The organism is Streptomyces bacillaris, from assembly GCF_003268675.1.
Classification (GTDB): Bacteria; Actinomycetota; Actinomycetes; order Streptomycetales; family Streptomycetaceae; genus Streptomyces; species Streptomyces bacillaris.
Genome location: NZ_CP029378.1, coordinates 3,897,173 through 3,922,104, shown reverse-complemented (window position 1 = coordinate 3,922,104; position 24,932 = coordinate 3,897,173). Strand labels below are relative to the sequence as shown.

General features: G+C 69.8%; 25 protein-coding genes. 14 read left to right on the top strand and 11 right to left on the bottom strand.

From position 1 onward, the window contains the following. Positions 1 to 28: 28 nt before the first annotated feature. Positions 29 to 1,522, top strand: coding sequence for a replicative DNA helicase (dnaB, locus tag DJ476_RS16955; protein WP_026237850.1), 1,494 nt, complete (start codon positions 29 to 31; stop codon positions 1,520 to 1,522). A 30-nt stretch (positions 1,523 to 1,552) separates the two neighbouring features. Here dnaB and DJ476_RS16950 read toward each other — a convergent pair whose 3' ends face one another. Further along, the gene (locus tag DJ476_RS16950; RefSeq protein WP_112490953.1) at positions 1,553 to 2,128 is read right to left on the bottom strand and encodes a TetR/AcrR family transcriptional regulator; all 576 of its coding nucleotides are present in this window, start codon (positions 2,126 to 2,128) and stop codon (positions 1,553 to 1,555) included. Between the two features lie 131 nt (positions 2,129 to 2,259). Between DJ476_RS16950 and DJ476_RS16945 the strand changes: the two genes are divergently transcribed. Further along, positions 2,260 to 2,844, top strand: a complete 585-nt coding sequence (locus DJ476_RS16945; protein ID WP_112490952.1) for a dihydrofolate reductase family protein — start codon at positions 2,260 to 2,262, stop codon at positions 2,842 to 2,844. Between the two features lie 85 nt (positions 2,845 to 2,929). Continuing rightward, complete coding sequence (locus DJ476_RS16940; protein WP_112490951.1) at positions 2,930 to 4,309, top strand: serine hydrolase domain-containing protein; 1,380 nt, start codon at positions 2,930 to 2,932, stop codon at positions 4,307 to 4,309. A gap of 69 nt (positions 4,310 to 4,378) precedes the next feature. Here the strand turns inward: DJ476_RS16940 and DJ476_RS16935 are convergent, their stop codons facing one another. Both DJ476_RS16935 and DJ476_RS16930 read right to left on the bottom strand, forming a co-directional pair. Then, complete coding sequence (locus tag DJ476_RS16935; protein ID WP_112492545.1) at positions 4,379 to 4,831, bottom strand: GNAT family N-acetyltransferase; 453 nt, start codon at positions 4,829 to 4,831, stop codon at positions 4,379 to 4,381. Positions 4,832 to 4,859: 28 nt separating this feature from the next. Next, entirely contained in the window at positions 4,860 to 5,318 is a 459-nt protein-coding gene (locus DJ476_RS16930; protein WP_112490950.1) for a MarR family winged helix-turn-helix transcriptional regulator, read from the bottom strand. Positions 5,319 to 5,456: 138 nt separating this feature from the next. On the opposite strand from DJ476_RS16930, the gene DJ476_RS16925 reads away from it, so the two are divergent. Then, entirely contained in the window at positions 5,457 to 6,668 is a 1,212-nt protein-coding gene (locus tag DJ476_RS16925; RefSeq protein WP_112490949.1) for an MFS transporter, read from the top strand. A gap of 77 nt (positions 6,669 to 6,745) precedes the next feature. Next, positions 6,746 to 7,174, top strand: coding sequence for a GlcG/HbpS family heme-binding protein (locus DJ476_RS16920; RefSeq protein ID WP_112490948.1), 429 nt, complete (start codon positions 6,746 to 6,748; stop codon positions 7,172 to 7,174). Between the two features lie 9 nt (positions 7,175 to 7,183). Here the strand turns inward: DJ476_RS16920 and DJ476_RS16915 are convergent, their stop codons facing one another. The 4 genes from DJ476_RS16915 to DJ476_RS16900 form a co-directional block, all read right to left on the bottom strand. Then, positions 7,184 to 8,050: a GNAT family N-acetyltransferase gene (locus DJ476_RS16915; protein ID WP_112490947.1), complete on the bottom strand. Its 867-nt coding sequence runs from the start codon at positions 8,048 to 8,050 to the stop codon at positions 7,184 to 7,186. Positions 8,051 to 8,245: 195 nt separating this feature from the next. After that, the gene (locus DJ476_RS16910) at positions 8,246 to 8,725 is read right to left on the bottom strand and encodes an NUDIX domain-containing protein (RefSeq protein ID WP_053560325.1); all 480 of its coding nucleotides are present in this window, start codon (positions 8,723 to 8,725) and stop codon (positions 8,246 to 8,248) included. Between the two features lie 134 nt (positions 8,726 to 8,859). Continuing rightward, positions 8,860 to 9,984, bottom strand: coding sequence for a cystathionine gamma-lyase (locus tag DJ476_RS16905; RefSeq protein ID WP_112490946.1), 1,125 nt, complete (start codon positions 9,982 to 9,984; stop codon positions 8,860 to 8,862). 35 nt (positions 9,985 to 10,019) lie between these two features. After that, complete coding sequence (locus tag DJ476_RS16900; protein ID WP_019767207.1) at positions 10,020 to 10,397, bottom strand: phage holin family protein; 378 nt, start codon at positions 10,395 to 10,397, stop codon at positions 10,020 to 10,022. 87 nt (positions 10,398 to 10,484) lie between these two features. On the opposite strand from DJ476_RS16900, the gene DJ476_RS16895 reads away from it, so the two are divergent. The 4 genes from DJ476_RS16895 to DJ476_RS16880 all read left to right on the top strand — a co-directional run bounded on the left by DJ476_RS16895 (position 10,485) and on the right by DJ476_RS16880 (position 12,726). Continuing rightward, the gene (locus DJ476_RS16895; protein WP_015609880.1) at positions 10,485 to 10,802 is read left to right on the top strand and encodes a cupin domain-containing protein; all 318 of its coding nucleotides are present in this window, start codon (positions 10,485 to 10,487) and stop codon (positions 10,800 to 10,802) included. A 139-nt stretch (positions 10,803 to 10,941) separates the two neighbouring features. Further along, positions 10,942 to 11,154: a DUF5326 family protein gene (locus tag DJ476_RS16890; protein WP_026237854.1), complete on the top strand. Its 213-nt coding sequence runs from the start codon at positions 10,942 to 10,944 to the stop codon at positions 11,152 to 11,154. 262 nt (positions 11,155 to 11,416) lie between these two features. Beyond that, positions 11,417 to 12,187 carry an IclR family transcriptional regulator gene (locus DJ476_RS16885; protein WP_277627676.1) on the top strand — a complete coding sequence of 257 codons (771 nt, stop codon included), beginning with the start codon at positions 11,417 to 11,419 and terminating at the stop codon, positions 12,185 to 12,187. 101 nt (positions 12,188 to 12,288) lie between these two features. Continuing rightward, a complete protein-coding gene (locus tag DJ476_RS16880; RefSeq protein ID WP_015609883.1) occupies positions 12,289 to 12,726 on the top strand; it encodes an SsgA family sporulation/cell division regulator in 438 nt (145 codons plus the stop codon). A gap of 43 nt (positions 12,727 to 12,769) precedes the next feature. Here DJ476_RS16880 and DJ476_RS16875 read toward each other — a convergent pair whose 3' ends face one another. Then, positions 12,770 to 14,116 (bottom strand): YibE/F family protein, encoded by a 1,347-nt coding sequence (locus tag DJ476_RS16875; protein WP_112490945.1) that lies wholly within the window; start codon positions 14,114 to 14,116, stop codon positions 12,770 to 12,772. 197 nt (positions 14,117 to 14,313) lie between these two features. Between DJ476_RS16875 and thiC the strand changes: the two genes are divergently transcribed. Together thiC and DJ476_RS16865 are read left to right on the top strand one after the other, a co-directional pair. After that, positions 14,314 to 16,116 carry a phosphomethylpyrimidine synthase ThiC gene (gene thiC / locus DJ476_RS16870; protein WP_103418466.1) on the top strand — a complete coding sequence of 601 codons (1,803 nt, stop codon included), beginning with the start codon at positions 14,314 to 14,316 and terminating at the stop codon, positions 16,114 to 16,116. A gap of 269 nt (positions 16,117 to 16,385) precedes the next feature. Then, a complete protein-coding gene (locus DJ476_RS16865; RefSeq protein ID WP_103418467.1) occupies positions 16,386 to 16,742 on the top strand; it encodes a DUF805 domain-containing protein in 357 nt (118 codons plus the stop codon). 215 nt (positions 16,743 to 16,957) lie between these two features. Here DJ476_RS16865 and DJ476_RS16860 read toward each other — a convergent pair whose 3' ends face one another. The 3 genes from DJ476_RS16860 to DJ476_RS16850 form a co-directional block, all read right to left on the bottom strand. Then, positions 16,958 to 17,779, bottom strand: a complete 822-nt coding sequence (locus DJ476_RS16860; protein ID WP_103418468.1) for a hypothetical protein — start codon at positions 17,777 to 17,779, stop codon at positions 16,958 to 16,960. A 181-nt stretch (positions 17,780 to 17,960) separates the two neighbouring features. Further along, positions 17,961 to 19,175 (bottom strand): metallophosphoesterase, encoded by a 1,215-nt coding sequence (locus tag DJ476_RS16855; RefSeq protein WP_103418498.1) that lies wholly within the window; start codon positions 19,173 to 19,175, stop codon positions 17,961 to 17,963. Between the two features lie 173 nt (positions 19,176 to 19,348). After that, complete coding sequence (locus DJ476_RS16850) at positions 19,349 to 20,461, bottom strand: LacI family DNA-binding transcriptional regulator (protein ID WP_078507715.1); 1,113 nt, start codon at positions 20,459 to 20,461, stop codon at positions 19,349 to 19,351. A gap of 425 nt (positions 20,462 to 20,886) precedes the next feature. Between DJ476_RS16850 and hisC the strand changes: the two genes are divergently transcribed. The 3 genes from hisC (at position 20,887) to cydB (ending at position 24,877) form a co-directional block, all read left to right on the top strand. After that, entirely contained in the window at positions 20,887 to 21,966 is a 1,080-nt protein-coding gene (gene hisC, locus DJ476_RS16845) for a histidinol-phosphate transaminase (protein ID WP_112490944.1), read from the top strand. A gap of 379 nt (positions 21,967 to 22,345) precedes the next feature. Continuing rightward, positions 22,346 to 23,857 (top strand): cytochrome ubiquinol oxidase subunit I, encoded by a 1,512-nt coding sequence (locus tag DJ476_RS16840; protein WP_103418469.1) that lies wholly within the window; start codon positions 22,346 to 22,348, stop codon positions 23,855 to 23,857. Between the two features lie 18 nt (positions 23,858 to 23,875). Then, a complete protein-coding gene (gene cydB / locus DJ476_RS16835) occupies positions 23,876 to 24,877 on the top strand; it encodes a cytochrome d ubiquinol oxidase subunit II (protein ID WP_103418470.1) in 1,002 nt (333 codons plus the stop codon). Positions 24,878 to 24,932: the final 55 nt, after the last annotated feature.

The following is a 24,932-nucleotide window of genomic DNA, read 5'->3' as shown; positions in this document are numbered from 1 at the left end:
GCGAAGCGGACGGGAGGAGGTGGGCCGGGTGAGCATCCCCGAGCCTTTGGACGACCCCTGGACCGAGACCGGTCCCGGCGACCGTCTGCCTGTATCCCGCCAGCGCCGCGGAGAGCGCAAGGGCAGCCGCGAGGACCGGCACGACCGGGGCTCGGACGGCGGCTGGGACAGTGGCTGGGACGGCGGCGGCCCCGCCGGCTTCGAGCGGGTGCCTCCCCAGGACCTGGACGCGGAGCAGTCGGTCCTCGGCGGCATGCTGCTCTCCAAGGACGCCATCGCCGACGTCGTGGAGATCATCAAGGGCCACGACTTCTACCGCCCGGCGCACGAGACCGTCTACACCGCGATCCTCGACCTCTATGCCAAGGGCGAGCCGGCCGACCCGATCACGGTCGCCGCCGAGCTGGTCAAGCGCGGGGAGATCACCAAGGTCGGCGGAGCACCGTATCTGCACACCCTGGTGCAGTCCGTCCCGACCGCCGCCAACGCCTCGTTCTACGCGGAGATCGTCCACGAGCGCGCGGTCCTCCGGCGGCTCGTCGAGGCCGGCACGAAGATCACGCAAATGGGATACGCGGCCGACGGGGACGTCGACGAGATCGTCAACTCCGCCCAGGCCGAGATCTACGCGGTCACCGAGCAGCGCACCAGCGAGGACTACCTCCCCCTCGGCGACATCATGGAGGGCGCGCTCGACGAGATCGAGGCCATCGGTTCGCGCAGCGGCGAGATGACCGGTGTCCCGACGGGCTTCACGGACCTCGACGCCCTGACGAACGGCCTGCACCCCGGCCAGATGATCGTCATCGCGGCCCGCCCCGCCATGGGTAAGTCCACGCTGGCGCTGGACTTCGCCCGCGCGGCCTCGATCAAGAACAACCTGCCCAGCGTCATCTTCTCCCTGGAGATGGGGCGCAACGAGATCGCGATGCGTCTGCTCTCGGCCGAGGCGCGGGTGGCCCTGCACCACATGCGCTCCGGCACGATGACGGACGAGGACTGGACGCGGCTCGCGCGCCGGATGCCCGAGGTCTCGGCCGCCCCGCTCTACATCGACGACTCCCCCAACCTGTCGATGATGGAGATCCGCGCGAAGTGCCGTCGCCTCAAGCAGCGCAACGACATCAAGCTCGTGATCATCGACTATCTGCAGCTGATGCAGGCCGGTGGCTCGAAGCGGTCCGAGAGCCGTCAGCAGGAGGTCTCGGACATGTCCCGAAACCTCAAGCTGCTGGCCAAGGAGCTGGAGGTCCCGGTGATCGCGCTCTCGCAGCTGAACCGTGGCCCCGAGCAGCGTACGGACAAGAAGCCCATGGTCTCCGACCTGCGTGAGTCCGGCTCGATCGAGCAGGACGCCGACATGGTCATCCTGCTCCACCGCGAGGACGCGTACGAGAAGGAGTCCCCGCGAGCGGGCGAGGCCGACATCATCGTCGGCAAGCACCGTAACGGCCCGACGGCCACCATCACCGTGGCCTTCCAGGGCCACTACTCGCGCTTCGTGGACATGGCGCAGACCTGAGGGCGGTCCTCCGCGGGCGACCCCACAGGGTCAGCCGACCGGGATGATCCGTTCCACGACCGCGTCCACCAGCGCCTCCAGGGCGGTGTCGCCGAGCATGTCCGGCAGGGTGAAGTGCTCCAGGAGTACGCCGGTCATCGCCAGGTAGAGGACGAGGAACGCGGTGTGGTCGCCGGGGAGGTTCCAGTCGCGGTGGAAGGCCGCGCTCTCCTCGAAGGCCGTGCGGACCGTCGTGGTCAACTGGGCCCGGAGTTCCGGGCGGCGGGTCGCCTCCAGGCGGAGTTCCAGCAGGGCGAGGTAGCCCGTCCGGTCGTCGGTCATGCGGCGGACCAGCCAGTGCATCAGCTCGGCGACCAGGGCGCGGGAGGGGGCGGGGAGCATCGCCTCTTCGACCTGGGCCGGGTCCGGGGTCATCCGGCTGTGGATGCGGGCGCCCGTCTGCATGAACAGGTCGTCACGGCTGCTGAAGTAGTTCGACGCGGTGCCCACCGGCACGCCGGCCCGGGTGTCCACGGCACGGAAGGTGAGGCCGCGGGCGCCCTCCTGGGCCAGGACCTCGATCGCCGCGTCCGTGAGCGCCACCCTGCGCTCGGGGTTTCTCGCCATCGGTCTCTTCTCCCTGTTGTTGTACGTCGGAAAAACAGGTGCGCAACCACTACAGGTGAAGCACTATAGGTGGAGTGGTTGGAGCGTCTTCTGGGCCGTCGGCCCGCGCCGACTCGCGGAATGGGGAACACATGCGCAAGCTCACGTACTTCATCGCCTGTTCGATCGACGGCTTCATAGGTGACCCGAAGGGCGATGCCACGACGATGATGTCCTTCGTCGACGAGGAGTTCCTCGCCTATCTCAAGGAGGAGTACCCGGAGACCATCTCGGCCGAGGGGCGCGGCCTGCTCGGGCTCGGTGATCTGGAGCACCGGCGGTTCGACACGGTGATCCAGGGGCGGGGCAGCTACCAACTGGCTCTGGACACCGATGTGACGAGCCCTTACGGCCATATGCGGGAGTTCGTCGCCTCCCGGAGCCTCACCGAGTCGCCGGACCCGAACGTCGAGCTGATCTCCGAGGACCTGGTCGGCCGCGTCAGGGAGCTGAAGGCGGAACAGGGTGAGCTGGGCATCTGGCTCTGCGGCGGGTCACAGCTGGCGGGGGAGCTGATCGACGAGATCGACGAGCTGGTGATCAAGACCTACCCGCTGGTGTACGGCTCCGGGATGCCGATGTTCGGGTCCGGGTTCGCCGCCGACGCGTTCACGCTGGAGGGGGTCCGCACCTTCGGGAACGGGGTTCTCGTACGGACGTACAACCGGAAGCGCTGAGGCCGGGACGGGCCGATCGTGAGGGGCGGGTGTCGAGCCCGGTAATCCCCTCGTCAGGCGGCAGTCCGTCCGGTATGGGTTGACCATGACTTCTCCCAGTGAAGAACTGCTTCCCACGACCCGGCGTTCCCTCGTCCACCGCCTCGCCACCGCCCAGCGGGAGGGCCGGGCACCCTCGCTCGCGGCCGCCGTGCGGCGGGGCGGCCGGATCGTCTGGAGTGGGGGGCGTACGGGCCTGGAGGGGCAGGCCGCCGATGCCGATACGCAGTACCGGATCGGCTCGATCACCAAGACGTTCACCGCGGTGCTGGTCCTGCGACTGCGAGACGAGGGGCTGATCGACCTGGGCGATCAGCTGGAGAAGCACCTTCCCGGCTCCGGTGCTGGCGGCGCGACCATCTTCCAACTGCTCGGCCACAGCGCGGGGCTGAGCGCCGAGGCGCCCGCCCCCTGGTGGGAGCGGACCCCGGGGACCCTGCGGCCCAAGCTCGCCGATGTGCTCGGCGAGCAACCGCAGCTCTATCCGGCGGGTCACCGCTTCCACTACTCCAACCCGGGCTACACCCTGCTCGGTTCGCTGGTCGAAGCGGTGCGGGGGGTCTCCTGGGAGGAGGCGCTGCGCCGCGAGATCCTGGAGCCGCTGGGCATGGACCGTACGACCTACGGGCCGACCGCTCCGTACGCGGAGGGCTGGGCCGTCCACCCCTGGGCCGATGTGGTGGTGAGCGAGCCCGCCGAGGACCTCGGGCTGATGGCGCCCGCCGGTCAGCTCTGGTCGACCGCGGCCGATCTGCTGCGGTTCGCCGCCTTCCTGGTCGAGGGCGACGACCGGGTGCTGTCGGCCGCGTCCGTACGGGAGATGAGGACGCCCGCCTCGCCCGTCGCCGACCCCGGGGGCAACGGCTACGGCCTCGGCCTCCAGATCGTGAAGACCGACAGCCGCGTCCTCTTCGGGCACGCGGGCTCGCTGCCCGGCTTCGTCGCGGGCCTCTGGTTCAGCGTGGACGACGACGTCGCCGCGGTCGCCCTGGCCAACGCCACCTCGGGGCTGCCCGCCGCCACGGTGGCCGCCGAGCTTCTGACCATCGTCGCGGATGCTGAGCCGCGGATCCCTGAGCCCTGGCGCCCGCTGCCGGAGGCGGACGCGGAGCTGGTGGCCCTGACCGGGATCTGGCACTGGGGGACCCACACGTTCACGCTGAAGCTGACCGAGGGCCGGGGCCTCGAGCTGAGGCCGCTGGGCTCCAAGGGGCGCGGAGCGTTCTTCACGGCCCGGCCGGACGGCACCTGGACGGGGCTGGACGACTACTACGCGGGCGAGACCCTCCGCGTGGTACGCCGGGAGGACGGCTCGGTCGACCATCTCGACCTCGGCTCGTTCGCCTTCACCCGTGAGCCCTATGACGCGGACGCGGACGTCCCCGGCGGGCTGGACCCGGCGGGCTGGCGGGGGATCGGCGGCTGAGACCAGGACTGTGACGGCGGGTGGGGTGGGTGTTTCACGTGAAACACCCACCCCACCCGCCGTTGTCGCTCAGAGAACGAGCTTGAAGCCCACATGGCTGGCCGTGAAGCCGAGCCGCTCGTAGAACCGGTGCGCGTCCTGGCGGGTGGCGTCCGAGGTCAGCTGCACCAACTGGCAGTCCTGACGGCGGGATTCGTCGACGGCCCACTGGATCAGCTGGGTACCGAGCCCACTGCCCCGCTCATCGGCGTGGACGCGGACGGCCTCGATGATCGAGCGGGTGGCCCCGCGGCGGGAGAGGCCGGGGATCACGGTCAGCTGGAGGGTCCCGACCACCCGGCCCTCGCGGACGGCGACGACGACGTGCTGGTTGGGGTCGTCGGCCAGTCGCCGGAGCGCCGCGCGGTACGGGGTGAGGTCGTCCGGTGATTCGCGCTGGGCGCCGAGCGGGTCGTCGGCCAGCATGCCGACCACGGCATCGAGGTCGGTCTCGGCCACGGGGCGTATCTCAAGATCACTCATGATCGGCAGCGTACGCGCCACGCCACGGTCAGGCTGTGACCTTCAGCTCCTCGACCGCTTGGACCAGGGGCGCGAGTTCGGGGTTCTCCGACGCCTCGTCGAGCGCGGCCCGCAGGGCGCCGTCGTTGGTTGGCCGGGCCTCGGCGAGCAGGGCGAGGCCGGCCTCGGTGACATCGGTGTAGATGCCCCGGCGGTCGGTGTCGCACAGATACCGCGTCAGCAGTCCCCGGTCCTCCAGCCGTGTGACCAGCCGGGTGGTCGCGCTCTGGCTGAGCACCACGGCGTCGGCCACCTGCTTCATCTGGAGATGGCCGCCGGGGCCGCTGTGCTGCCGGCTCAACACATCGAGCAGCGAGTACTCGCGGACGCTGAGCCCGTGCCCCGACTGGAGGGCGCGCTCGACGCGGGCCTCGATCTTCCCGTGGAGCAGCGAGAGGGCGCACCACCTCTGGGAGAGGGCCGTCAGGGCCGGGTCGGTCGCGGTCATGGTGCCTCCTCCGGGCGGGGCTGCGTGGTTCCAGGATAGGGGACGTTCGCAATAGCCCGCGTTTGCAATTAACCCGCGCATGCAATTATTGTGGACGCTCGTAAAGCGCAGAAGCAACCTTTAGGGAAGGTGAAACCCATGCCGCTCGCGCTCCTCGCCCTGGCCATCGGGGCATTCGGGATCGGAACGACGGAGTTCGTGATCATGGGGTTGCTCCCCGAGGTTGCCGCGGACTTCCAGGTCTCGATCCCGACCGCAGGCTTCCTGGTGACCGGCTATGCACTCGGGGTCGTCCTCGGTGCCCCGCTGATGACGCTCCTGGGCACCCGGGTGACCCGTAAGCGGATGCTGATGCTCCTGATGGGGCTGTTCATCGTGGGCAACCTGGTCTCCGCCCTGGCGCCCGTCTTCGGCGTCATGCTCGCCGGCCGGGTGGTCGCCTCCCTCGCCCACGGTGCCTTCTTCGGCATCGGCTCGGTGGTCGCGGCCGATCTGGTGGCCCCGCAGAAGAAGGCCGGGGCGATCGCGATGATGTTCACCGGGCTCACCGTCGCCAATGTCGTCGGCGTCCCGCTCGGCACCTACATCGGCCAGTCCGCCGGCTGGCGGACCACGTTCCTCGTCGTCGCCTTCCTCGGGGTGATCGGTCTCCTCGGAGTCGCCCGGCTCGTCCCCGAGCAGCCCCGTCCCGAAGGCGTACGCATCCGCCACGAGCTGGCCGCGTTCCGCAATGTCCAGGTCCTGCTCGCGATGGCCATGACCGTCCTGGGCTTCGGCGGAGTCTTCGCCGCGATCACCTACATCACCCCGATGATGACCGGTACCGCCGGGTACGCGCCCTCCTCCGTCACCTGGCTGCTGGTCCTCTTCGGCCTCGGCATGGTCGGCGGCAACCTGATCGGCGGCCGGTTCGCCGACCGCCGTCTGATGCCGATGCTGTACGTCTCCCTCGGCGCGCTCGCCCTCGTCCTCGGGCTGTTCACCGTGACCGCCCACAACAAGGCCGCAGCGGCCGTCACCATCGCCCTCATCGGCGCCCTGGGCTTCGCGACCGTCCCCCCGCTGCAGAAGCGGGTCCTCGACCAGGCGGCCGGGGCCCCCACCCTGGCCTCCGCGGTCAATATCGGGGCCTTCAACCTCGGCAACGCCCTCGCCGCCTGGCTCGGCGGCCTGGCGATCGCCGCCGGTCTCGGCTACACCGCCCCCAACTGGGTCGGCGCCGCCCTCGCCGCGTCCGCCCTGGTCCTGGCCGTGGTCTCCGGCCTGCTGGAGCGCCGTACGTCCGCCGGAGCGGGCCGGATCGTCGCCGGGAGCAGCCCCGAGCCGGTCGCCGTCACGGCCCGCCACTGAGCGCAGTTCCGGGCCTCACCGCATCACCCCGACCTCATCCCCCGCACCGCATCAAGCGACAAGACAGGAGCAGTTCCATGAGCACCACCGTCACCACCGCCGTCGCCCCGCTGACCATCCAGGACGCCGAGACCCTCGTCGAGGCGGCCCGCGGTGCCGCCGAGGCGGCCGGTGTCGCCGTCGCCGTGAGCGTCGTGGACGCGGGCGGGCACCTGCTGGCCTTCCACCGCGACGACCGGGCAGTTCTCATCGCCGGAGAGACCAGCACCCGCAAGGCGTTCACCGCACTGCAGCTCGACGCCCCCACGGCGGACCTGGTCGACGCCGTGCAGCCCGGCAGCCTCTTCCACACCCTGCCGACCGCGCTGGACCGCCCGCTGCTCTTCATCGCCGGAGGCGTCCCTCTGCACCGGGACGGCCGCCTGATCGGCGCCATCGGGGTCGGCGGCGGAGCGCCGGAGCAGGACCACGGGTTCGCGACCGGCGCGGCGGACTCCCTCGTCTGAGGCCGCGCGTCAGCCGGTCGCGACCGTGAGCGGGGCGAACCTGCGACTGGCATCGCCCGGAAGGTCCGCGATGCCGAACGTCATCACCGTGGTCCCGGAGCCCCGTTCGAGACCGCGCTCCACCAGCCAGCCGAGCAACTCCTCGTGGCGCGCGTCCACATCGGCCCGCAACGGCCGGTCCGTGGTCGCGGCCACTGCGGTGACCAGGGCCTTCGCGGTGGCGGTGTCCCGCGCGACGAGCGGGCCGACGGCATGGGCCTCGCCGCTCGGCCAGAGGGCCGCGTACCCGGTCAGCTCGCCGTTCTCCTCCGCGACCTGGATCCGGTCGGCGAAGGCCGGGAGCCGGGCGATGATGTGCGTGCGGTCGATGCCGAAGACCGGCAGGTCGAGCCGGACCATCGCCTGCAGATCGTCGGCGGCGGCCGCACGCGTGGCGACGGCCGAAGGCCGGTCCTCCGGACGGAACCGGCCGAGGACCCGCTGGGTCCGGCCCACCTGGGTGAAGCCCAGCTGCTCGTAGAGCCGCTGTCCCTGGGATGTGGAGTACAGCGCGAGCGGGGTGGGCCCGGCCTCCGCCATCACATGGCGCATGAGCCGTCGGGCGATCCCCTGCCGGGCGTGGCTTTCGGCCACGAGCAGCATGCCGACGGCCGCCAGGCGGGGCCCGTACGACGTCATCACGCAGGCCGCGATCAGGCCCTTCCCCTCGGGAACCGCGATTCCGTACCCCGTACCTGCGGAGAGGAGCAGCCCCCATCGGTGCTCGTCGCGTGGCCAGCCCCGGCTCTCGGAGAGGTCTGCGCAGGAGACCAGGTCTCCCCGGGTGAGGCGCCGTACGGGCAGGTCGACGAGGGACAGGGGTGATGGGCTGTGCATGGGGCCAGGCTGGCCGACGCGATGATCGTCCGTCCAGCGGTTTCCCGGAACTGGCCGGAACCGGAGCGCCCGACGCTCGGTTTCACGTGAAACCGAGCACCCGGTTTCACGTGAAACACGGAGCCCTCGTCGTACGGCAGCCCGATCGTGCAGGGGCCCCACCGTGCAGGGAACCCCACCGGGAGGCCGGAGCCGTCAGCCCAGGTCGGGTGCGTGCATCGCCCGTACGCCTTCGATGTTGCCGTCCAGATAGTGGCGCAGGGAGAGCGGTACGAGATGTACGGCGGCGATCCCGACCCGGCTGAACGGCACCCGGACGATCTCGTACTCCCCGCAGGGCTCGTCGACCTCCGGGCCATGGCGCCGGGTCACGTCCATCGACGCGAGCCGGCAGACGAAGAAGTGCTGGACCTTCACCCCCGTCACGCCGCCGTCGGCGATGTGCTCGACGGTGTCGACGAAGCAGGGCACCACATCGACGATCTTGGCGCCCAGCTCCTCGTCGACCTCGCGGTGCAGGGCGTCGACGACGGTGGCGTCCTCCGGCTCCACCCCACCGCCGGGCGTGAGCCAGTACGGATCGACCCCCGGCTTCGTGCGCTTGATGAGGACGAGGTCGTCACCGTCGAGCAGGATGGCGCGTGCGGTGCGCTTGACCACAGGACGTTCGGTCATGGCAAGAGAGTGGCCCACACGGGCCCGTCTGAAACTCCCCCGGGCCCAAGGGGTGTCCGGCCGAGCCTGCCGGACCGACCGGACACCGCACCGGCCGGACCCCCGAACCCTCTGCCGGACCGACCGGCACCGGGCTAGCGGGCCGCCTCGTCCAACGCCCGCTCGACGTCCGCCAGCAGGTCCTCCGGGTCCTCCGCACCGACCGAGAAGCGGATGAACCCCTCCGGCACGGCGTCGCCGCCCCAGCGGCCCCGGCGCTCGGCGGTGGACCGTACGCCGCCGAAACTCGTCGCGTCGTCGACCAGCCGCAGCGCGTCCAGGAAGCGCTCGGCGGTCCCCCGGTCGGCCAGCTCGAACGAGACCACCGAGCCGAAGCGCCGCATCTGGCGCACGGCCGTCGCGTGCGACGGGTCGGTGGGCAGCCCCGGATACCGCAGCCCGGTCACCTCGGACCGCTTGGCCAGCGCCTCGGCGAGGGCCAGCGCCGTGGCGCACTGGCGCTTGACGCGCAGCTGGAGCGTGGCGAGCGAACGGTGGGCGAGCCAGGCCTCCATCGGGCCCGGAATCGCGCCGACCACCTTGCGCCAGCGCCGTACGTCGGCGGCCAGTCGGTCGTCACGGCAGGTGACATGGCCCAGGAGGATGTCTCCGTGCCCCGTCATACCCTTGGTGTCGCTGGCGACCGAGAAGTCCGCGCCCAGCTCCAGCGGGCGCTGACCGATGGGAGTGGCCAGGGTGTTGTCGACGGCGACCAGCGTCCCCGCCTCGTGCGCCGCCGTCACCAGCCGGCGGATGTCGCAGACGTCCAGGCCCGGGTTGGAGGGGCTCTCGATCCACAGCAGCTTCGCTCCCTCCAGCAGCGCCAGCTGGGCGTCGCCGCCGGTCGGCGCGGTGCGGACCTCGACGCCGAAGGCCGTCAGCTGCTCCCGTACGAGCGGCAGCGCCTGGTAGCCGTCGTCGGGGAGCACCACGGTGTCCCCGGCGCGGAGCTGGGAGAAGAGGACCGCGCTGATCGCCGCCATGCCGGAGGCGAAGACGGTGGTGCTCACCTCCTCGCCGGGCGCCTCCAGCTCGCCGATGGCCCGCTCCAGATGGGTCCAGGTCGGGTTGGTGTCCCGGCCGTAGGTGTAGGGGCCCACCGGCTCACCGGAGAGGTGGAAGTGCGCGGCGAAGACCGGTCCGGGCAGGGACGGTTCGTACTGTTCCGGTGCGGGAAGTCCGGCGCGTACCGCGCGCGTTCCGTCGCCCAGGGTGCTCATGCTGCTCCGTAAGTCGATTCAGGTGGGGGCCGGGCTCAGTCCTCGTCCGGCAGGACCATGTTGAGGGCCCAGGAGACGACCGAGATGATCAGGGCGCCCAGGACCGCGGTCCAGAAGCCCTCGACGTGGAAGCTGAGGTCGAAGACCCCGGCCAGCCAGGAGGTCAGCAGCAGCATCAGGGCGTTGACCACCAGGGTGATCAGTCCGAGCGTCAGAATGAACAAGGGGAAGGTCAGCAGCTGGACCACCGGCTTGACCAGGAAGTTCACCAGGCCGAAGATCAGCGCGACCAGGATCAGGGTGAGGACCTTGCGGCCGGTGGAGCCGCCCTCCAGCGTGATGTTCCCCAGCAGCCAGATGGCCACGGCCAGCGCGCCCGCGTTGGCGATCGTCTTGACTACGAAATTCTTCATGTGTCTGATCGTGGCAGACATGATCGGTGGTGGACACCGACAGCGCAGGCGGAACCCGGAGCACGGGTCACAAGGGGCGGACGGGCCATGAAGGCATTCAGACTGGACGAGCTGGAGGCGGAACGGGCCGCCAACGACGGCGCCTACCTGCAGTTCGTGCGGGAGCGGAACATGTCCGTCGGCCTGTACGCCCTGGACGCGGGGGCGCTCGACCCGCAGCAGCCGCACCAGCAGGACGAGGTGTACTTCGTCGTCAGCGGCCGTGCGTCGATCACGGTCGGGATGGAGACGACCCAGGTCGGCCGGGGGAGCGTCGTCTATGTGCCGGCCGGGGTCGCCCACAAGTTCCACCACATCACCGAGGACCTGCGGGTGATGGTCGTCTTCTCGCCTCCGGAGGGCTGAGGATCCCCGCTGCCTCGGCCCCCGGGTTCCCTAAGGGTTCGATCAGGGGTCTTCAAGGGCTGCGAGGCCCCCGCCGGGGTCCCCCGCGCGCTTAGCATCGAGGCAGCAACCAAGAGAGACGAGGTAGGCGGCGATGGCCATGCGGGAGATATTCGCGGGAATGCCCTGGTGGGTGAAGTGGATCGCGGTGCCCGTCATCGCCATCTTCGTGTTCGGCGGTCTGATCGCCAGCATCATCGGCTTTGTGATCGGTCTGCTCTTCAAGGTGCTGGTCTTCGTCGTGCTGGTCGGCGGTCTGATCTTCGTCGTACGCAAGTTCATGTCCTCGTCGTCCTCACGCGGCGACTGGTAGCGGCTTCGCCGCGGGCCCGTGCGGGATCGGGGGTGCGCACAGGCCTGCGGATTAGCCCAGCTGAGCTAAGTCCCGGAGGAAAACCCCCTCCGATCGGGGTCGGCCGATACAGTGACATACCGCTGCCGCCACCTGGAATGTGACCTTCTGTCACCGAACCGACCGAGTGACCAGTGGTTGGTACGACAGCTGGTGCGGCAGGCCCGTGGGGGCGGCCTCCACGGGAGGGCTGACGGCCCGTCACCATGCCTGGGGGTGACCTTTGACCACGGCATCGAGCACTGCTGTCCCGACGTTGATCGGTTCGGTTCAGCGGGCGTTGAGGCTGCTGGAGGCTGTGGGCACCCATCGGGACGGGGCGCCCGCCAAGCAACTCGCACGTGAGGCCGGCCTACCGCTGCCGACCGCGTACCACCTCCTGCGCACCCTTACCCACGAGGGCTATCTGCGCCGGGAGAACGGCGTCTTCCTCTTCGGTGCCGCCGCCGAGAACCTCGCCGCGGCCCAGGGCGCGAGAAGCCGCCCCGCCACCGTCACCGACTCCCTCGCCCACTGGCGGGACGCCATCGGGGTCCCGGTGTACTGCGCCGTCTACCGCGAGGGCGAGATCGAACTCATCGCGGTCGCGGACGCCCCCGACGCCCCGGCGGTCGACGAGTGGGCCTCCTTCCGCGAGACCGGGCACGCGCACGCGATCGGTCAGTGTCTTCTCGGCCAGCTCGACGAGAAGGACCGCGAGGACCACCTCGACCGGCACCCCGTTCGGCCCCTCACTCGTTACTCAGTGCGAGATCGCGCGGCCCTTCTGGAGCGGCTGCGGACACTGCGCCGGGGTGAACCGGTCATCGAACGCCAGGAGTACGCACTGGGGACCGTCTGTGCCGCCATTCCCGTCACAGCCGGTGCAACCATTGCGGCCATGGCCATTTCCGTACCCCTGGACAGGGAAGAACGGTTGCTGCCCGCAGTCGAACAGCTACGTGGCGAAGTGGCGAGCCTCTTGCGTTCGTTCGTGTTCTCTATCAGTATCTGAAAAATCACTCCTTGTGATCTGCTATCGCGTGCACCACGATGGCGTCAATAGGGCCATGGGGGATCATTCCTGGCCAGTTTCATCTACTGCGGGGTTGAACGATGCGCGAGTCGGTTCAAGCAGAGGTCATGATGAGCTTCCTCGTCTCCGAGGAGCTCTCGTTCCGTATTCCGGTGGAGCTCCGTTACGAGGTGGCTGATCCCTATGCCATCCGGATGACGTTCCATCTGCCCGGCGATGCCCCGGTGACCTGGGCATTCGGTCGTGAGCTGCTGCTGGACGGGCTCAACAGCCCCAGCGGCGACGGCGATGTGCACATCGGGCCCACGGAGCCCGAGGGCCTCGGCGATGTGCACATCCGCCTTCAGGTGGGCGCGGACCGGGCGCTGTTCCGCGCCGGTACGGCACCGCTGGTGGCGTTTCTCGACAGAACCGACAAGCTGGTGCCGCTCGGTCAGGAGCACACGCTGGGTGACTTCGACGGGAACCTGGAGGAGGCGCTCGGCCGCATCCTCGCGGAGGAGCAGAACGCGGGCTGAGCGCCGGCCACGCACGTACAGCACCCCGCCGCACGTCTTCTTCTCACGCCTTACGGCGGCGACCCCTGCCGGTCCGGGCGGGGGTGGCGGCCGTGGACGAGGAGGTGCGGGCGCCCGGGCGGTCCGCGGAGACCACCAGCGCGGCGAGCACCGTCGTCACCGGCACCGAGGCCACCAGCCCGATCGAGCCGACCAGCGTCCGCACGATCTCCTCGGCCACAAGCTCGCTGTTGGCCACCGTCCCCACGCTGCTCTGGGCGATGGAGAAGAGCAGCAGCAGCGGCAGCGCCGCGCCCGCGTACGCCAGCACCAGGGTGTTCACGACCGAGGCGATGTGGTCCCGTCCGATGCGGATACCTGCCCGGTACAGCCCGCGCCAACCCATCCGCGGGTCCGCCTGGTGGAGCTCCCAGACGGCGGAGGTCTGGGTGACCGTCACATCGTCGAGCACCCCGAGCGATCCGATGATGACACCGGCCAGCAGCAGACCGCTCATGTCGATGTCCGGGTAGAGCCCGTGGATGAGGCCGGTGTTGTCGTCGGTGTTGCCGCTCAGGCTCGCCCAGCCGATGAACAGGGAGCCGAGCAGCCCGATCAGCAGCAGTGAGATCAGCGTGCCGATGACCGCGACGGACGTACGGGCCGTCACCCCGTGGCACATGTAGAGCGCCGCCAGCATGATGGCGCTGGCCCCGATCACCGCCACCACCAGCGGATTCGAGCCCTGCAGGATGGCCGGCAGGATGAACAGGGTCAGTACGGCGAACGAGACGGCCAGCGCCACCAACGCCATCACCCCGCGCATCCGGCCCACCGCCACCACCGCCAGCGCGAAGATCGCGGCCAGCAGCGTCATGGGGATCTTCCGGTTGACGTCGGTGACGCTGTACTGGAGGTCGCGGGGCGCGTCGGGGGCGTACGCCACCACCACCCCCTGGCCCTCGCGCAGCTGGCGCGGCGCGTCCGGCTGGACCACCTCGACGAACTGCCGGCCCTTGTCGGCGCCGGTGGTCACCTCGATGGTCGCCTTCGCGCACTCCCCCTCCTGCTCGTTGACCGCCTCCCGGCCCGAGGGCGTGGAGGTGTCACCGGTCGGTGGGACCTGCGCGGCGTTGACGTCGGCGCAGTCGACCTTGACGACTTGGACGACCTTGCCGTCCTGGGTCTGCCGGTCGAATCCGACGCCGGTGCGCTCGTGGTCGGGGACGCCGCCGGGCCAGAACGCGATCAGGCCGACGACGACCGCCGTGGCGAACGGGATCAGGACGGCGGCGATGACCTTGCGCAGGTGTTTGGAGACCGGGGCGGCGGGGCCGTGGCTGTGCGTGTGGCCGTGGGTGTGGCCCTGGGGCGGCGGCTGGGGTGCGGGGTCGCTTTGGGGGGAGGTCACGGGGCGATCATCGCAAGAACGGGAGGGCCCTCTGGTCAGCTCGCCGGAAAGGACGCTAGCGTGGAGGCACCTTTGCACACGCGGGAGCTCGGAGCACCGGGCTGAGAGGGCGCTGATCGCCGTACATCCGTACGGGACATGGCTGCGCCGACCGCCGAACCTGTTACCGGGTAATGCCGGCGTAGGGAGTAGGTCTCATGACCACAGCGGACGCACGCACGCCTGCCTCGAAACAGAACGGAACGCCCGACGGCGCGATTCCGGACGACGGGGCCGGGAAGTCCATCGGCTGGCACAAGGGGTACGTCCAGGGCTCGCGCCCGGACCTCCGGGTGCCGGTCCGACAGGTGCACCTCACCAATGGCAAGGACGTGACGCTGTACGACACGTCGGGGCCGTACACCGATCCCGCCATCGACACCGACGTCCGCCGCGGCCTCGCGCCCCTGCGGGAGAACTGGATCATCGCGCGCGGCGACACCGAGGAGTACGCGGGCCGCCCGGTCCGCCCCGAGGACGACGGGGTCAAGCACACCTCGCCGCGCGGCGGGCTGCGCAACCTCGACGCGGTCTTCCCCGGCCGTCCGCGCCAGCCGCGCCGCAGCCGCGACGGACGGCCCGTCACCCAGCTCGCGTACGCCCGGCGCGGGGAGATCACCCCGGAGATGGAGTACGTCGCGATCCGGGAGAACGTCGAGGCCGAAGTCGTACGCGAGGAGATCGCGGCGGGCCGGGCGGTGCTGCCGGCCAACGTCAACCACCCCGAGATCGAGCCGATGATCATCGGCAAGCGGTTCCTGGTGAAGGTCAACGCCAACATCGGCAACTCGGCCGTCACCTCCTCCATCGAGGAGGAGGTGGACAAGATGACCTGGGCGACGAAGTGGGGCGCCGACACGGTCATGGACCTGTCCACCGGCCGCAACATCCACACCACCCGCGAGTGGGTGCTGCGCAACTCCCCCGTGCCGATCGGAACGGTGCCGCTCTACCAGGCGTTGGAGAAGGTGGACGGCCGGGCCGAGGAGCTGACCTGGGAGATCTACAAGGACACCGTCATCGAGCAGGCCGAGCAGGGCGTGGACTACATGACGGTGCACGCCGGGGTGCGCCTGCCGTACGTCCCGCTGACGGCCCGTCGCAAGACCGGCATCGTCTCGCGCGGCGGCTCGATCATGGCGGCCTGGTGCCTGGCGCACCACAAGGAGTCGTTCCTCTACGAGCACTTCGAGGAGCTGTGCGAGATCCTCGCGACGTACGACGTCACCTACTCCCTCGGTGACGGGCTGCGCCCCGGGTCGATCGCGGACGCCAACGACGAGGCGCAGTTCGCCGAACTGCGCACGCTGGGCGAGCTGAACACGATCGCCAAGCGGTTCGGCGTGCAGACGATGATCGAGGGCCCCGGGCACGTCCCGATGCACAAGATCAAGGAGAACATCGACCTCCAGCAGGAGATCTGCGAGGAGGCGCCGTTCTACACGCTCGGCCCGCTGACCACGGATGTCGCGCCCGCCTACGACCACATCACCTCGGGCATCGGCGCCGCGATGATCGCCTGGTGGGGGACGGCGATGCTCTGTTACGTCACGCCCAAGGAGCACCTGGGGCTGCCCAACCGGGACGACGTGAAGACCGGGGTCATCACCTACAAGATCGCCGCCCACGCCGCCGACCTCGCCAAGGGGCACCCGGGCGCGCAGGAGTGGGACGACGCGCTCTCGGACGCGCGGTTCGAGTTCCGGTGGGAGGACCAGTTCAACCTGGCCCTCGACCCGGACACGGCCCGGGAGTTCCACGACGAGACGCTGCCCGCGGAGCCGGCGAAGACGGCGCACTTCTGCTCGATGTGCGGGCCGAAGTTCTGCTCGATGAAGATCTCCCAGGACATCCGCCGTCAGCACGGCGGTTCGCAGGAGGAGATCGAGGAGGGCATGGCCGAGAAGTCGAAGGAGTTCGCGGCCGCCGGCAACCGGGTCTACCTGCCGATCGCGGACTAGGCCTCACCACGGGGCCGCAGACCGCCCTTCCGTCCTCGATGCCCTGAGGGGCGTCGGGGGCGGTATGGGCTAATTGCCTGCTTGATTACTATCTGTTGGGTTTTCGCGCGTTGTCAGGCGACAGTATGGACACAGTCGTGTGGCAGGTGGATGTACGTTTCGCAGCTGCGTCAACTGGGCTTGACCCGTTCCTTATCTGTGGCTTACTTTCCGGCTTGCTCGGCCGAAATTTGGCGGCCCTCGCACGGGGGCCTGGGGAGGGAAACACAGTGGACTGGTACCTGGCAGTACTCAAGAACTACGCAGGCTTCAGCGGGCGCGCGCGCCGCAAGGAGTTCTGGATGTTCACGCTGATCAGCTTCGTGATCAGCATCGTTCTGTCGATCATCGGTAGCCTGATCGGCACGGAGATCCTCTCCTACATCTACTCCCTCGCGATCCTGATCCCGTCGCTCGCGGTCGCGGTGCGCCGTCTGCACGACACCAGCCGCTCGGGCTGGTGGCTGCTGATCGCGCTGGTCCCGCTGGTCGGTTTCATCGTCCTGATCGTCTTCTTCGCCTCCGAGGGCAAGCAGGAGCCGAACCAGCACGGCACCAACCCGAAGCTGGCTCCGCAGGTGGGCTGATCCACCGCTCCGGCCGGACCGGAGCATCGCACAGGCCGGGCGCGGCACTTGCCGCCCCGGCCTGTGGCGTTGGTGGGGCATCTCAGGGGCGTACGGCGTACGGGGCCGCGTAGGGCATCGGCATACGGGGCCTGCCTGTGTGGGGCGTCGGCTGACGGCCCCGGACCGCGTGCCATGGGCGGGCCTCGGGCACCGGACCCACCGGCTCGCGGCGGCTACTCCGGCCGGTGCTCCGGGCCGCCGAAGTCCGGGCTCGTGAAGTCCGGGCTGGTGAAGGTCGGCCGGGGGCCCGCCGACGGGCCGTCCTCCGGACCGGAGAAGTCCGGCCTGCTGTAGCCGATCTTCGGGATGCGGTTGGGCGAGCGGTGCGGGGTTCGCGCGGCGGGGCCCGCGGTCGGGTCGGCCAGCGCATCCCGGAGGAACGGCAGGATGCCGCGCTCCAGCAGGGCGTGGCGCCAGGCCTCCCGGGCCCGGGCGACCTCCTCCGGCAACTCCTGTTCCTCGTCCTCGGCGGCGAGCGAGGTCGAGCCGTTGCGCAGGGCGGTGACGAGCAGCCCGATGGCGGCGACCAGGATCGCCGCGGCGGCGACGGCCGCGAAGAACCACCCGGCGGCGACCATGCTGTCGCCGAAGGCGAGGGACGGGCTGACCGCCTTCAGGAGATAGCCGACGAGCAGGAAGATCACGGCGGCGGTGCCCGCGAGGAGCGGCGTCAGGACCGTGAGGACCGCCCCTATGCCGGCGCCCGGTCCGGTGGCCGACGAGGTGTCCCCGTACTGCTCGCCCTCCGGTACGGTCGCGCTCGCCGCGCGCAGGTCGGCGCGGGCCTTCACGTAGTGCTCGTACTCGGTGGCCGCGGCCGCGGTGATCAGCGCCGTGGCGTTGAGCGCCATGGTGCGCAGCTGTTCGGTGTTGAGCCGGTCACCGACGCCCTCCAGGTCCGGGCGGTCCTGGGCGTGACGCAGGGCGTCACCCAGGATCCGCGCGTACTCGGGACCGTCCTCGGCCAGCAGGTGCGGAGCGCTTGTCATCTGCATCCCCCGATGCTCCGTCGGGCCCGGCTGCCCGGGTCGGCCGGGCGATCGGGCAGAAACGGAGGAGAGCCTGCCACTGATGAGCCGATGGTAGAGCGCCCACGGCACGGGGAGACAGGGTGTTTCCGTAAATAGGCCCGATGATCGGCGCGGTCCGATCGAGGAGCGTCTTCCCCGTCAGCGGTCAGTCATGCAGGGGGAGTTGGACGACCAGTAGCTTTCCGGCCATGGTCACCCCGCCGTCCATGGCGATGGCGAGCCCGTCCGCGTAGACGTGCGGGCCGTTCACCACCGGGCCCGAACCGTCCTCGCCGTCCTCCGTGCCGACCTCGCCCAGGAGGTACGGGATCGGGCTGTGGCCATGGACGATGCGCTGTCCGCCGTACGTGGACAGCAGCTCGCGCACCGCGTCGGCGCCCCCCTCGTCGCGGAAGGCGAACCGCTTGGTGAGCTTGCGGAAGAGGTCCCAGCACTCGTCGGCGTCGTTGCGCGTGAGGATGGCGGTAATCGTGTCGTTGACGTCCTCGATGGTGGAGCCGTAGTCGAGGTAGGCCGTCGTGTCGGAGTGCATCAGCAGATGCCCGTCCTCCTCGACGACCGCGTCGAGCCGGGACATCCACTGGAGGTGCACGTCCTGGAGGCGGTCCATGTCGCTCTTCTGTCCGCCGTTGAGCAGCCAGGCGGCCTGGAAGGTGGCGGTTCCGGCCCCGGAGTTGACGGGGGTGTCGGAGAACCGCTTGGCGCCGATGAGGAGCAGCTCGTGATTGCCCATCAGAGCTTTGCAGTAGCCGCCCGCGGCCGCCGCCTCGGCGGAGAGCCGCATGACGAGGTCGATGACGCCGATGCCGTCGGGGCCCCTGTCGGTGAAGTCGCCCAGGAACCAGAGCCGGGCGTTCCCCGCGGCCCAGTTGCCGTCGGCGTCGATGAGTCCCTGGGCGGCGAGGGCGGCCACCAGCTCGTCCAGATAGCCGTGGACGTCCCCGACGACGTAGAGCGGGCCGCGACCCTCCCCGGTCTCGGGGCGCGCCTCGGGGACGGTCTGGATCCTGACGGTGTCGCCGCGGTTGATGACGGGGAGGTCGCGCTCGGTGGGGGTGTACCCCTCCGGGGGCTCGTCACCGACGGCCGCGTTGCCGGGGTGGGGCGGCGCCTGGTGCGGTGCGGGCGCGTCCGGGGGCTCCACGGTGGCCGGCGGCGCGGGGGGCGTGGGCGGGTGCGACGGGGGCACGGCGGTGTGCGGCGCGGGCGCGGTCGGCTCCGGCGCGTGCGGGGGTGGTGTCGGGGGCGGCACCGCGCCGGGCGCCTGCGGTGGTACGGGCGTCTGCGCATACGGCGGAACCCGGAAGTCACGCAACGTCGCCGTCCGCACCACGGGTTCCTGACCGGCCCCCTGAGTCATCGACCCCTCCACCACCGTCGCGCCGCCGTACACCTGACGGTCCTGCCTGGCAGAGGTGGTCCGCGGTGTCGTGCGCCCATCATAGGAATGCGGATCGATCTGTGTGACGCACCAGGGGTGGTGAATCCGGGCGCACGTACGGTTCACCGGCCGATTGGTCCGAAAAGAGCCGATCAGTCCCTGCTGGGGGAGCGCGGCGCGCTGACCGTCGTGCGCGGCGGACGGCGTTGCGAGGAGGTCCGGACGATGAGCTCCGTCGGTATCACCTGCTCCACCGGACCGTCGTGCTCGACCCCTTCGATGGCGTCGATCAGGAGCTGGACGACGGCGGTGCCGATGTGGCGGGGCTTCAGCGAGAGCGTCGTGATGGGCGGCTCCGTGGCCGCGTACACGGTGGATTCGCTGCAGCAGACCAGCAGCAGGTCCTCGGGGACCCGCAGGCCGTAGCGGCGGGCGGCCGCGAGGAGGTCGGTGCCGTTGGGGTCGAAGAGCCCGTAGACCGCGTCGGGGCGGTCCGGGCGGGCGAGCAGCCGGTCGGCGGCGACCGCGCCCGCGCACGGGTCGTGCGCCGGGTAGGACTCGTAGACGGGATCCTGGCCGACCCGCTCGCACCAGTGGAGGTAGGCGGTGGTGGAGAGCCGGGTGTACGTATCGGTGGTGGTGCCGGTCAGCAGGCCGATGCGGCGGGCCCCGGCGGCGGCGAGGTGGTCGAGGAGGTCGAGCACGGCGGCCCGGTGGTCGTTGTCGACCCAGGCGGTGACGGGGAGCGCTCCGGCGGGGCGGCCGTCCGAGACGACGGGGAGCCCCTGGCGGACGAGTTCGGTGACGACCGGGTCCTGGTCGGAGGGGTCGATGACGACGGTGCCGTCGAGCGCGACGTTCGACCAGACGTCGTGCCGGGACGTGGCGGGGAGGATGACCAGGGCGTAGCCCCGGGCGAGCGCCGCCGAGGTCGCGGCTCTCGCCATCTCCGCGAAGTACGCGAACTCGGTGAAGGTGAAAGGTTCATCCCCGTACGTGGTCACGGTCAGGCCGATCAGCCCCGACTTGCCGGTACGGAGGGTTCGGGCCGCTGCGGAGGGGCGGTAGCCCAAGCGCTCTGCGACCTCGCGGACATGGCTGCGGGTGGCGTCCGGGAGCCTGCCCTTGCCGTTGAGCGCGTCGGAGACGGTCGTGATCGAGACTCCGGCCGCGGCGGCCACGTCACGGATCCCCGCCCGTCCTGGCCGGCCGCTGCGCCGGGGGGTCTCCGTCCGGCTCACCTGGTGCTTCCCTGCTGCTGTCATGGCGAGCCGATAGTAGGGCTCCGAGGGGCGGTCGGTCCGGTCGCATATGCACCCTTCGGCAGGCACGTTTCTGCAAGGTTATTGCCCATCAGATCCCGTGCAATGCAAGGTTGTTGATCCATTTGGCATTGGTGTATCAGGTGTGGATGGCTGACGGCCTGCTGAATGGTCGATGTCTCGAAGAGGTCTCAACTCACCACTTCGGGGGACGCGCGCCACGGCGTGAGACACGGGCGCGCGCTGGGACCGAATGCGCTCCCCCCTGGAAGCTCCCCGGAGGGGCCCTGCGAAACCCCCGGAGGGGCCTTGAGGGCAGGCCATTCCCGGCACTGCGGGAGATTCCGCGCCCGGGCCATTCGCAGCGGAGCCCAATCCTCATAAGGTGTGCAGTATTGCTGTGAACGGACGGTCGAGGAGGACCTGCGGTGAGCGAGACGAGCCCCAAGCTGCGCGCCGAGCTGGACGGCGTTCCCGCCTATGTGCCGGGCAAGCCGGCGGCGGCCGGCGGACCGGTCGCGTACAAGCTGTCCTCCAACGAGAACCCCTACCCGCCGCTGCCGGGGGTCCTGGAGTCGGCGCTCGCTGCGGCGGGCAGCTTCAACCGCTACCCGGACATGGCGTGCACCGGGCTGATGAACGAGCTGGCCGACCGCTTCGGGGTGCCCGTCTCGCACCTGGCGACCGGCACCGGATCGGTCGGGGTGGCCCAGCAGCTGCTCCAGGCGACCTCGGGCCCGGGCGATGAGGTCATCTATGCCTGGCGCTCCTTCGAGGCGTACCCGATCATCACGCAGGTGAGCGGCGCGACCTCGGTGAAGGTCCCGCTGACCGACGGTGAGGTGCACGACCTCGACGCGATGGCGGAGGCGATCACCGACCGGACCCGGCTGATCTTCGTCTGCAACCCGAACAACCCCACCGGGACCGTGGTGCGCCGGGCCGAGCTGGAGCGGTTCCTGGACCGGGTGCCGGGCGATGTGCTGGTGGTGCTCGACGAGGCGTACAAGGAGTTCATCCGCGACGCCGAGGTGCCCGACGGCATCGAGATCTACCGGGACCGCCCCAATGTCGCGGTGCTCCGGACCTTCTCCAAGGCGTACGGGCTGGCCGGGCTGCGGGTCGGGTTCGCCGTGGCCCATGAGCCGGTGGCCGCCGCGCTGCGGAAGACCGCCGTCCCCTTCGGCGTCAGCCAGCTCGCCCAGGACGCGGCGGTCGCCTCGCTGCGCGCCGAGGACGAGCTGCTGGGCCGGGTCGGTTCGCTGGTCGCCGAGCGGAGCCGGGTGAGCGAGGAGCTGGTGCGCCAGGGCTGGGCCGTGCCGGAGTCGCAGGCCAACTTCGTCTGGCTGCGCCTGGGCGAGCGGACCCTCGACTTCGCCGGGGCCTGTGAGCGGGCCGGTGTGGTGGTGCGCCCGTTCAAGGGCGAGGGCGTACGGGTCACGATCGGCGAGAGCGAGGGCAACGACCTCTTCCTGAAGACGGCGGAGGCGTTCCGCGCGGAGCTGTAGCGGTACCGGCGCCCGCTGCGGCGCCCGAACGAACGGCGCGCCCGCCGGGGCGCCTGCGTACGGCCGGTGCGTCCATTGCAGCGCCCGTGTACGACCGGTGTCCCCGCCGCGGCGCGCCGACAGCCGGTGGCCCCGGACCTCGAACGACGAGGTCCGGGGCCTTTCGCATGGGCGCCTGGCTCGTCCGTACGAGCCCGGGGCCGAAAAGGGGTACCCCCGGCGAAGGGTCCGAAAGCGTGTGCGCCATAATTGCTTGTGAATGTGAACGCGTTCACAAGCGTGTCCTGTTTGCCCGCCATCAAGCGGATTGGCAGGGCGGAGTGCCCGGTGCGACCACGGAGACGTGGCGTCACCACGGCGACGTAAGGAGAAAGACGACGTGGACCTCGCTCTGGCGCCGGAGACCTTGGCGCGATGGCAGTTCGGCATCACCACCGTCTACCACTTCCTCTTCGTTCCGCTGACGATCTCGCTCGCCGCGCTCACCGCCGGCCTGCAGACCGCCTGGGTGCGGACGAACAACGAGAAGTACCTCAGGGCGACCAAGTTCTGGGGCAAGCTGTTCCTGATCAACATCGCCATGGGCGTGGTGACGGGCATCGTCCAGGAGTTCCAGTTCGGCATGAACTGGTCGGACTACTCGCGCTTCGTCGGGGACATCTTCGGTGCCCCGCTCGCCTTCGAGGCGCTGATCGCCTTCTTCTTCGAGTCCACCTTCATCGGACTGTGGATCTTCGGCTGGGACCGGCTGCCGAAGAAGATCCACCTCGCCTGCATGTGGATGGTCTCGCTCGGCACGATCCTCTCCGCCTACTTCATCCTGGCGGCCAACTCCTGGATGCAGCACCCGGTCGGCTACCGCATCAACGAGGAGCGCGGGCGCGCGGAGCTCACCGACTTCTGGCGGGTGCTCACCCAGGACACCGCGGTCACGCAGTTCTTCCACACCATCACGGCGGCCTTCCTGGTCGGCGGGGCGTTCATGGTCGGTATCGCCGCCTTCCACCTCGCGCGCAAGAAGCACATCCCGGTGATGCGGACCTCGCTGCGGCTGGGACTGGTCACGGTCGTCATCGCCGGACTGCTCACAGCGGTCAGCGGCGACATGCTCGCCAAGGTGATGTTCCGGCAGCAGCCGATGAAGATGGCCGCCGCCGAGGCGCTCTGGGACGGCCAGGACCGCGCACCGTTCTCGATCTTCGCGTACGGGGACGTCAGCCAGGGCCACAACTCCGTCGAGATCTCGCTCCCCGGGGTGCTCTCCTTCCTCGCCAACAGCGACCCGAACTCGTATGTCCCCGGCATCAACGACATCAACAAGACGCTGGAGGAGAAGTACGGCCCCGGCGACTACCGGCCCAACATCCCGGTCGCGTTCTGGAGCTTCCGCTGGATGATCGGCTTCGGGATGGCCTCCTTCGGCCTCGGCCTCCTGGGGCTCTGGCTGACCCGGAAGAAGTTCCTGCTGCCACCGGCGATGCGGACCGGTGAGGACGAGGTGCCGAATCTGGTCCTCTTCCGGAACAAGGCGCTCAGCCCGAAGCTCACCAAGCTCTACTGGCTGACCGCGCTCTGGACGCTGCTCTTCCCGCTCATCGCCAACTCCTGGGGCTGGATCTTCACCGAGATGGGCCGCCAGCCGTGGGTGGTCTACGGGGTGCTCCAGACCCGCGACGGGGTCTCCCCCGGTGTATCGCAGGGCGAGATCCTCACCTCGATGATTCTCTTCACCCTCATCTACGCGATCCTCGCGGTCATCGAGGTCAAGCTGCTCGTGAAGTACATCAAGGCCGGGCCGCCGGAACTCACCGAATCCGACCTCAACCCGCCCACCCGGATCAACGGCCACGACGACGAAGACGCCGACCGGCCCATGGCCTTCTCGTACTGAGAGCACAGGAGCTGAGAGATGGAACTCCACGACATCTGGTTCGTGCTCATCGCCGTCCTCTGGATCGGCTACTTCTTCCTGGAGGGGTTCGACTTCGGCATCGGGGTCCTCACCAAGCTGCTCGCCCGCGACCGCAAGGAGCGGCGGGTCCTCATCAACACCATCGGGCCTGTCTGGGACGGCAACGAGGTCTGGCTGCTCACCGCCGGTGGTGCGACCTTCGCGGCCTTCCCCGAGTGGTACGCCACGCTGTTCTCCGGCTTCTACCTGCCGCTGCTGATCATCCTGCTCTGCCTGATCGTGCGCGGGGTCGCCTTCGAGTACCGGGCCAAGCGGACCGGGGAGCGGTGGCAGACCAACTGGGAGACCGCGATCTTCTGGACCTCGCTGATCCCCGCGGTGCTGTGGGGTGTGGCCTTCGGGAACATCGTGCGCGGCGTGAAGATCGACGCCGACATGGAGTACGTCGGCAACTTCTTCGACCTGCTCAACCCGTACGCGATCCTCGGCGGGCTCGTCACGCTCTTCCTCTTCACCTTCCACGGCGCGGTCTTCGCCGCGCTCAAGACGGCCGGGGACATCCGGGTCCGGGCGCGGGCCCTCGCCATCAAGCTGGGTCTGGCCACGGCGGTGCTCGCGCTGGGCTTCCTGCTCTGGACCCAGGCCGCCAGCGGTGACCGCTGGAGCCTGATGGCGCTGATCGTGGCGGTGGTGGCCCTGGTGGCGGCGATCGGCGCCATCGCCAAGGGGCGTGAGGGCTGGTCCTTCGCCTTCTCGGGGCTGACGATCGTGGCGGCCGTGGGCATGCTGTTCCTGACGCTCTTCCCGAACGTCATGCCGTCCTCGCTGAACGAGGCGTGGAACCTCACGGTCACCAACGCCTCCTCCACGCCGTACACGCTGAAGATCATGACCTGGTGCGCCGGTATCGCCACACCCATGGTGCTGCTGTACCAGAGCTGGACGTACTGGGTGTTCCGTAAGCGGATCGGCACCCAGCACATCGCGGACGCCCACTGATCCGCACCGGCCCCGCCGGGCTGTGTTTCACGTGAAACACGGCCCGGCCCGCTCC